This window comes from Kitasatospora sp. NPDC059088, from assembly GCF_042738155.1.
In the GTDB taxonomy this organism is placed as follows: domain Bacteria; phylum Actinomycetota; class Actinomycetes; order Streptomycetales; family Streptomycetaceae; genus Kitasatospora.
Genome location: NZ_JBHYGR010000170.1, coordinates 8,985 through 17,094 on the forward strand (window position 1 = coordinate 8,985; position 8,110 = coordinate 17,094).

An 8,110-nucleotide genomic window follows, 5' to 3' on the forward strand; every position below is an offset into this window, starting at 1 on the left:
ACCCCGCGGAGCCTCTCCTGCTCTGGGTGGGTATATCTCCCCCCCGCCCCCCCACAACACCCCCCCCCCCCACCCCCGCGCGGCGCGCCCCGGGGGGGGGGGGGAGCAGCGGCCGTCGGGCGTTCCGCGAGGGGGGTCAGCCGCGGACGGTGGACTCGAAGGCGTGGAGGTAGGGGTTGACGGGGCGGACGGCGGCGACGTCGAGGCCGGCCTCCTGCATGAGGTGGACCATGCTCTCCTCGGAGTGCTTGGCGCCGCCGACGTTGAGCATCAGCATCAGGTCCATCGCGGTGGTGAAGCGCATCGAGGGGCTGTTGTCGACGAGGTTCTCGACCACCACGACCCGGGCGCCGGGGCGGGCCACGGCGACCACGTTGGCGAGGGTGCGGCGGGTGCTGTCGTCGTCCCACTCCAGGATGTTCTTGATGATGTAGAGGTCGGCGCGCACCGGGATCTCCACCCGGCAGTCGCCGGGGACGAGGCGGGCGCGGGCCGAGAAGGCGCCGCCGTCCTGGAGGCGGGGGTCGGCGCCGGCGACCACCTTGGGCAGGTCGAGCAGGGTGCCGTGGAGGGCCGGGTGCTTCTCCAGCAGGCTGGCGAGGACGTGGCCCTGGCCGCCGCCGATGTCGGCGACCGAGTCGATGCCGGTGAGGTCCAGGTACTCGGCGAAGTCCCGGGCGGACTGCCGGCTGGAGGTGGTCATCGCCTTGTCGAAGACCTTCGCCGAGTCGCCGGCGTCGCTGTGCAGGTAGTCGAAGAACTCCTTGCCGAACAGGTCGGGGAAGACGTTGCGGCCGGAGCGCACCGCCTCGTCGAGCTTCGGCCAGGCCTCCCAGGTCCACGGCTCGGTGCACCAGAGGGCGATGTGGCGGAGGGAGTTGGGAGCGTCGTCGCGCAGCAGGCGGGACATCTCGGTGTGTTCGAAGCGGTCGCCGCCGGTCTCCGCGAAGATCCCGTAGCAGGTGAGCGCGCGCAGCAGGCGGCGCAGCTGGCGGGGTTCGGTGTCGAGCTGCGCGGCGAGCTCGGTCGCGGTGGTCGGGGTGGGGGGGGGGGGGGGGGCGGGGGGCGGGGGCGGGGGTGGCCGCGCCCCGGGGGCCCCCCCCGAGCCGGGCGGCGGCGCGGACGGCGGCGGCGCAGGCGGCGCCGAAGACGAGTTCGCGCAGGCGCATCGCCGGCTGGGGGGTGGGGTTGACGGGGGCGGTGGTCATGGGCTGGTCCTTGTCGGTCGGGGGCTCGGCGGGGTCTCGGCGGGCGGGACGGCGGAGCGTCGGCGGGCGGGCGGGCCGACGGGCGGGTCAGCAGCGGCCGGACGGCTCGGAGACCGCGCAGGTGTTGCGGGTGAAGGAGTTGTCGGTGCCGGTGTCGCGGTCGGCGAGGTCGGCCGGGCCGTTGCCGCTCAGCCGGTTGTCGGTGACGGTGGCCCGGGTGTTGGGGATCCCGACGACGCTCCTGAACAGGACGATGCCGCCGGAGAAGTCCGTGGATCCGGCGTTGTCGCGGACCTCGTTGTCGGTCACCCGGGTGTCCTCGGTGCCGGTGAGCACGATGCCCGCGCCCTGGATGGCGCCGAGGCGCGGATTGGCCGCGCAGAACTTGTTGTTGGCAACCACCCGGTTCTTCCGGACGTCGAGGTCCCCGGCGCGGGGCACGCCCTCGTCGCCGACCACGAAGACACCGCTGCAGTTGCCGCTGATCTCGTTGCCCTGGACGGTGAGCACCCGCAGCCGGCGCACGGTGACGCCGACCCGGTTCCCGGTGAGCACGTTGCCCTCGACGAGGGTGCCCCCGGTGTCGGGCGCGCCGCCCTCGCGGTAGGCGTAGTTGGCGAGGAAGACGCCGGACTGGCCGTTGTCGACCGAGCGGTTGCCCACGATCGCGGCCTTGGTCGAGATCTCCTGGCTGATGCCCTGCTGGGCGTTGTCGTGGACGTAGGTGGCGCGGACGGTCAGGCCGGTGGTGCCGCTGGCGTCGATGCCGTTCTTGCGGAAGCCGGTGACGGCGAGGGCCTCGACGGTGACCCCGCGCAGCGGGGCCTGCTCGGTGCCGACCACGCAGACGCCGTGCCCGGCGGTGGCGCAGGCGTTCTCGGTGCCGTCCCCGGGGGTGATCTCGGTGGCCGCTCCGGCGCCGCGCAGGGTGAGGCCGGGGGTGGCGATGCGGACGCTGCCGCGGTAGCTGCCGGGCAGGACCTGGACCGTGTCGCCCGGGGCGGCGGCGTCGACGGCCTGCTGGATCGATTCCCCGGGGTGGACGAGGTGGAGGGCGCCGTCGGCGGCGCGGGCCGCGGGGGCGGCGGCCAGGGTCGCGAGGACGGTGGTCAGGGCGGTGGCGGCGGCGGTGGCCGCGGCGAGGTGGTGGACCCGGCGCGTGGGCATGAGTGGTGACCTGTCTTTCGGCGCGCGCGGTGGGGCGGTGGGCGCGCTGGTCGGCTGCGGGAGGGCGGAGGGGACGCTCCGACCCGGCGTGTGCGGGTGGTGACGTTCGGTGAGTACGGCCGAGTCGACGGTACGGTCGCCCCCGGGGGCCCGCCACCAGGGCTGGGCTGCCGGACTGACGGGCCGTCGGCCATGGGGACGGGTCCGGCGGTTCCCGCCGGGCGCGCCCCGGCGTGGCGTGCGCACCCGGCGCGGGGACGGGCCCGCGCGCCGTCGCCGCCCGGGCCCGTGACATCCTCGGGGCATGAGCACCGCGACCGGACCGACCCCCGCCGCCCGCCGGAACCCGATCGGCGCCCACGTCCCGGTGGCCGGCCGGGGCCTGGCCGGGACGGGCCTGGCGTACGCGAGCCGGGTCGGTGCCGAGACGGTGCAGGTGTTCGTGGCCAATCCGCGCGGCTGGGCCACGCCCGCGGGCAACCCGGCCCAGGACGAGGAGTTCCGTACGGCCTGCGCCGAGCAGGGCATCCCGGCCTGGGTGCACGCGCCGTACCTGATCAACTTCGGCTCGGACAACCCCGCCACCCGGGAGCGCTCGGCCGACTCGCTGCGGCACTCGCTGCACCGCGGCCACGCGATCGGCGCGCTCGGCGTCGTGCTGCACACCGGCTCGGCGGTCGGCACCGCGCCCGGCGGCGGTTCGCGCCGGGCCGAGGCGATGGCGCAGGTGCGCGCCGACGTCCGGCCGCTACTGGACGAGCTGGACGCGCTCGGCGACGACGCGCCCTGGCTGCTGCTGGAGCCCACCGCCGGCCAGGGCAGCTCGCTCTGCTCGCGGCTGGAGCAGCTGGCCGAGTACGTGGAGGCGCTGGACGGGCACCCCAAGGTCGGCGTCTGCCTGGACACCTGCCACGCCTTCGCCGCCGGGCACGACCTGGCCGCCCCCGGCGGGGTGACGGCCGCGCTGGACGCCCTGGCCTCGGCCGCCGGTCCGGGCCGGCTGCGGCTGATCCACGCCAACGACTCGGAGGACGTGGTCGGTGCCCGCAAGGACCGGCACGCCAACATCGGCGCCGGGATGATCGGCGCGGAGCCGTTCCGCGAGCTGTTCGAGCACCCGGAGACGGCCGGGGTGCCGCTGCTGGTGGAGACCCCGGACCGCAAGCACGGCGGGGACGGCACCGGGCACGCGATGGACATCGCGGTGCTGCGGGAGCTGCGCGAGCGGGCGGCCGTGCCGGTGTCCTAGCGGACGCGCGGAGCCGCCGGACGCGCGGAACCGCCGGACGCGCGGAACCGCCGGACGCCCGGAGCTGCCGGTCGGGCGGTGCGGTGGCAGGCTGGAACGAGTCACTGCCACCTGGGGGTGGATGCATGTCCACGACTCGGAAACTGGCCGCGCTGCCCTGCGGGCGCCGGGGCAAGTGGGTGGTGCTGGCCCTGTGGCTGGTGCTGCTGATCGCGCTGGGCCCGCTGGCCGGGAAGCTGATGGGCGCCGAGGACAACCAGGCGTCCAGCTGGCTGCCGGGCAACGCCGAGTCCACCCAGGTGCTGAACGAGCAGCGGGCCTTCCAGCCGGTGGACACCGCCCAGGCCGTCGTCGTCTACCAGCGGGCCACCGGCATCACCCCCGCCGACCGGGCCGAGGCCGCCCGGCAGGCCGTCGGGTTCGCCGCCGTCCCGCACGTGGTCGGGCCGGTCATCGGCCCGGTGCTGTCCGCCGACGGGCAGGCGATGCAGACCGTCGTGCCGATCGACGTCGGCACCAACGGCTGGAACGACCTCAAGCCCGCCGTGGACACCCTGCGGCAGACCGCGACCGCCGACAGCCGCGGCATGACCACCCACGTCACCGGCCCCGGCGGGATCGCCGCCGACCAGGCCAAGGCCTTCGCGGGCATCGACGGCTCGCTGCTCGCCGCCACCGTCGGCGTGGTGATCGTCCTGCTGCTGCTCACCTACCGCAGCCCGGTGCTGTGGCTGCTGCCGCTGCTCTCCGCCGCCGGTGCGCTGACCGTCTCCCAGGCCTTCATCTACCTGCTGGCGAAGCACGCCGGGCTGACCGTCAACGCGCAGAGCGCCGGGATCCTGATCGTCCTGGTGCTGGGCGCGGGCACCGACTACGCCCTGCTGCTCACCGCCCGCTACCGGGAGGAGCTGCGCCGGCACGAGGACCGGCACGAGGCGATGGCGTACGCCCTGCACCGGGCCGGGCCCGCCGTGCTGGCCTCCTCGGCCACCGTGGTCGCCTCGATGCTGTGCCTGCTGATCGCCCGGATGAACTCCACCCGCGGCCTCGGCCCGGTGCTGGCGATCGGTGTCGTGGTGGCCCTGGCCGCGATGCTGACGCTGCTGCCCGCGCTGCTGGTGATCGTCGGCCGCTGGGTGTTCTGGCCGGTCAGACCGGACTACGGCACCCCGGAGCCGACCCGGACCGGCCGTTGGGCGCACGTCGGCGCCTGGATCGGACGGCGCCCGCGCAAGGTGTGGGTCGGGACGGCGCTGGCGCTCGCGGCCTGCTGCGTGGGGCTGGTCTCGCTGAACGCCAACGGGCTCAGCACGGCCGCCTCCTTCACCGGCAAGCCGGACTCGGTGGTCGGCCAGCAGGTGCTGGAGCAGCACTTCCCGGGCGGGACGGGCGCACCGCTCACCGTGGTCTCCGCCGCGGCCGGCGCCCCGGCCGTACGGGCCGCCGCGCAGTCCACCGCCGGGATCGCGGCCACCTCGCCGCCGGTGGTGCGGGACGGGCGGGCGCTGTTCCAGGCCACCCTGACCGACCCCCCGGACAGCCAGGCCGCCAAGGACACCGTCGACCGGGTGCGCACCGCCGTGCACGCCGTACCGGGGGCGGACGCCAAGGTCGGCGGGAACACCGCCGTCGTCCTGGACGCCGGGCGGGCCGCCGGGGACGACAACCGGGCGATCATCCCGCTGGTGCTCGGAGTGGTGCTGCTGATCCTGGCCGTACTGCTGCGGGCCGTCACCGCGCCGCTGGTGCTGATCGCGACCGTGGTGCTCTCGTACGCGGCGGCGCTCGGGATCAGCTCGCTGTTCTTCGCCCACGTCTTCCACTTCCAGGGCGAGGACAACGCGTTCCCGCTGTTCGTCTTCGTCTTCCTGGTGGCACTCGGGATCGACTACAACATCTTCCTGATGACCCGGGTACGGGAGGAGTCCGCCCACCACGGCACCCGGCGGGGCGCGCTGATCGGGCTGTCCGCGACCGGCGGGGTGATCACCTCGGCAGGGCTGATCCTGGCCAGCACCTTCGCGGTGCTGGGGACGCTGCCGGTGGTGGGGCTGGCCGAGATCGGGTTCGCGGTGGCGCTGGGGGTGCTGCTGGACACCCTGGTGGTGCGCTCGGTGCTGGTCACCGCGCTGACCATGGACCTGGACCGGCACATGTGGTGGCCGGGGCGGCTGTCCCGGCGTCCCGGGGCGGATGCGAAGACGGAGACGTAGGCGGACGGACGGCCGTGAGCCCGGGGACCGCTACGGGCGGTCCCCGGGCTCAGCTGCGGATCAGCCGGATCAGCAGTCGCCGATGCAGTCGTCCTCGGTGTGCGAGTGAGCGTTCAGCCAGCTGGCGTGCGGGCCGAACAGGCCGACACCCGCCGAGCCCGACTCCAGGCTCTGCCCGGTCGACGCGTGCGACCCGTGCCAGGCCGCCATCGCCGGCGCCGGCGCCGCAAGGGCCGCGGCACCCGTCACCACGGTGATCACGGCGAACTTGCGGATGTTCCCACGAAGCGACATCTGATGTCCTCTTGGTTGGTCTCTGGTCGTCAACCCGCGCCCCCGAACGGCCAGTTCGAGCCGGTCCGAAAGGCCGGGCGGCGCTCCACCGGGGAGCGCCGGGCCAAGGTTGGCACACGAACCCGCAGGCGGCGCGCGCGTCGCGGCCGCGCTGAGTCATTCGGGTGACACATCTCCCCCGGCCGGACGAACGTGCTCGTACATCCGCATTCCGGGTCGAACGCCCTCGCGGGGCGCACCGGACGAGTGCCGGTCCGACAGGCGTACGACCGTAAGTCTTGCGGTGTTCCCTCGGGCGAAATGAACAAATACCGTCGATTTGGTGCAAGGTGCCGCCCGGTCCGAGCATGAACGGTCGCTCCACCGAGCGCAGGCAGGACCACGAAAGGCGCACCACCCTCATGCAGACCAGCCCCGCCGCGACCCGGCAGGCGAACCCGCAGGCGACCCCGCACGCGACCCGACCGAGCAGCCCGGAGACCCCGGACCAGGCTCCGGCTCCTGGTTCGGCTCCGGCTCCGGCTCCGGCGAAGAGCGGCCGCTTCGGGCTGCCCGTCGCCACCGCCCTGGTGATGGGCAACATCATCGGCGGCGGCATCTTCATGATCCCGGCCGCCGTGGCGCCCTTCGGGACGGTCAGCCTGCTCGCCTTCGCCGTCATCACCGTGGGCTCGATCGCGCTGGCGCTGGTCTTCGGGCAGCTGGCCCGCCGCAACCCGCGCACCGGCGGGCCGTACGTCTACGCCCGCGAGGCCTTCGGCGACTTCGCCGGCTTCCTGTCGGCGTGGTCGTACTGGATCACCGCCGTGGTCAGCAACGCCGCGCTCGCCGTGGCGGCCGTCGGCTACCTGGACGTGCTGCTGCCGATGCACCACGACGTCGCGCTGGAGATCACCGCCGCACTGGCCCTCCAGTGGCTGCCCGCACTGGCCAACCTGGCCGGCACCCGGTACGTCGGGGCGGTCCAACTCGTTTCCACCGTCCTCAAGTTCATTCCGCTGCTGCTGATCTCGGTGGGCGGACTGTTCTTCTTCGACCCGAAGAACGTCGGCCCCTTCGAGGCCAGCGGCCAGGGCTGGATGGGCGGCATGACGGCCGCCGCGGCGATCCTGATGTTCAGCTACGTCGGCGTCGAGTCGGCCGCGATGAGCGCCGGCCAGGTCCGCGACCCGGAGCGCAACGTCGGCCGGGCCAGCGTGCTCGGCACCAGCGGCGCCGCGGTGGTCTACCTGCTGGGCACCCTCGCGGTGTTCGGCACCGTCGCGCACCAGCAACTGGTCGACTCCAGCGCGCCGTTCTCGGACGCCGTGAACGCCATGTTCGGCGGCACCTGGGGCGGCGCGGCGATCGCGGTCGCCGCGCTGGTCTCGATGACCGGCGCGCTCAACGGCTGGACCCTGCTGGCCGCCCAGGCGCCGTACGCGGCCGCCGGGGACGGGCTCTTCCCGGCCGCCTTCGGCAAGGAGAAGCGCGGCGTGCCGACCTTCGGCGTGCTGGTCAGCGTGGCGCTCGCCTCGGTGCTGACCGTCGTCAACTTCGCCAGCGGCGCCAAGGGCGCCTTCGACGTGCTCGTCCTGATCACCACGTTCACCGCCGTCGTGCCCTACCTGCTGTCCACCGCCGCCCAGTTGTACTGGCTGGTCCGCGGCGCCACCGACAAGGTCGACGGCACCCGCCTGGTCCGCGACGCGGTGCTCGGCCTCGGTGCCTTCGCCTTCTCGATCTGGCTGCTGGCCGGGGCCGGCTACGCCGCCGTCTACCAGGGCGTGTTGTTCCTGTTCGCCGGCATCCTGGTCTACGTCTGGCTGGCCGGCCGTCGCCACCGCCAGGAGCAGCAGGACCAGGAACAGGCGCGGCAGGAACAGGTGAACTGACCGCCGCGCGCGGGGAGGTCGGCGGGGGGGGGCCGTCGAACGCGCGGGGGGGGGGGGGGGCCCGCGCCCCCGCGCCGCCGCGGCGCGGGGGGGGGCGGCGGGGGC

The 8,110-nt window shown here is 74.4% G+C and carries 5 protein-coding genes and 1 pseudogene; 3 read left to right on the forward strand and 3 right to left on the reverse strand.

Annotation, left to right across the window (positions count from 1 at the left end):
* Window positions 1-136 precede the first annotated feature (136 nt).
* Window positions 137-1,208: pseudogene (locus ACFWXO_RS40780) on the reverse strand (methyltransferase).
* A gap of 87 nt (window positions 1,209-1,295) precedes the next feature.
* The gene (locus ACFWXO_RS40785) at window positions 1,296-2,375 is read right to left on the reverse strand and encodes a nitrous oxide reductase family maturation protein NosD (RefSeq protein ID WP_380531184.1); all 1,080 of its coding nucleotides are present in this window, start codon (window positions 2,373-2,375) and stop codon (window positions 1,296-1,298) included.
* A 304-nt stretch (window positions 2,376-2,679) separates the two neighbouring features.
* Between ACFWXO_RS40785 and ACFWXO_RS40790 the strand changes: the two genes are divergently transcribed.
* Together ACFWXO_RS40790 and ACFWXO_RS40795 are read left to right on the forward strand one after the other, a co-directional pair.
* A complete protein-coding gene (locus tag ACFWXO_RS40790; RefSeq protein WP_375885915.1) occupies window positions 2,680-3,624 on the forward strand; it encodes a deoxyribonuclease IV in 945 nt (314 codons plus the stop codon).
* Between the two features lie 125 nt (window positions 3,625-3,749).
* Window positions 3,750-5,837, forward strand: coding sequence for an MMPL family transporter (locus ACFWXO_RS40795; RefSeq protein ID WP_380531187.1), 2,088 nt, complete (start codon window positions 3,750-3,752; stop codon window positions 5,835-5,837).
* Between the two features lie 69 nt (window positions 5,838-5,906).
* On the opposite strand, the gene ACFWXO_RS40800 is transcribed toward ACFWXO_RS40795, so the two are convergent.
* On the reverse strand, window positions 5,907-6,131 hold the full coding sequence (locus ACFWXO_RS40800) for a hypothetical protein (protein ID WP_375885909.1): 225 nt from the start codon (window positions 6,129-6,131) through the stop codon (window positions 5,907-5,909).
* Window positions 6,132-6,532: 401 nt separating this feature from the next.
* Between ACFWXO_RS40800 and ACFWXO_RS40805 the strand changes: the two genes are divergently transcribed.
* Window positions 6,533-8,005: an amino acid permease gene (locus tag ACFWXO_RS40805; RefSeq protein ID WP_380531190.1), complete on the forward strand. Its 1,473-nt coding sequence runs from the start codon at window positions 6,533-6,535 to the stop codon at window positions 8,003-8,005.
* Window positions 8,006-8,110 lie beyond the last annotated feature (105 nt).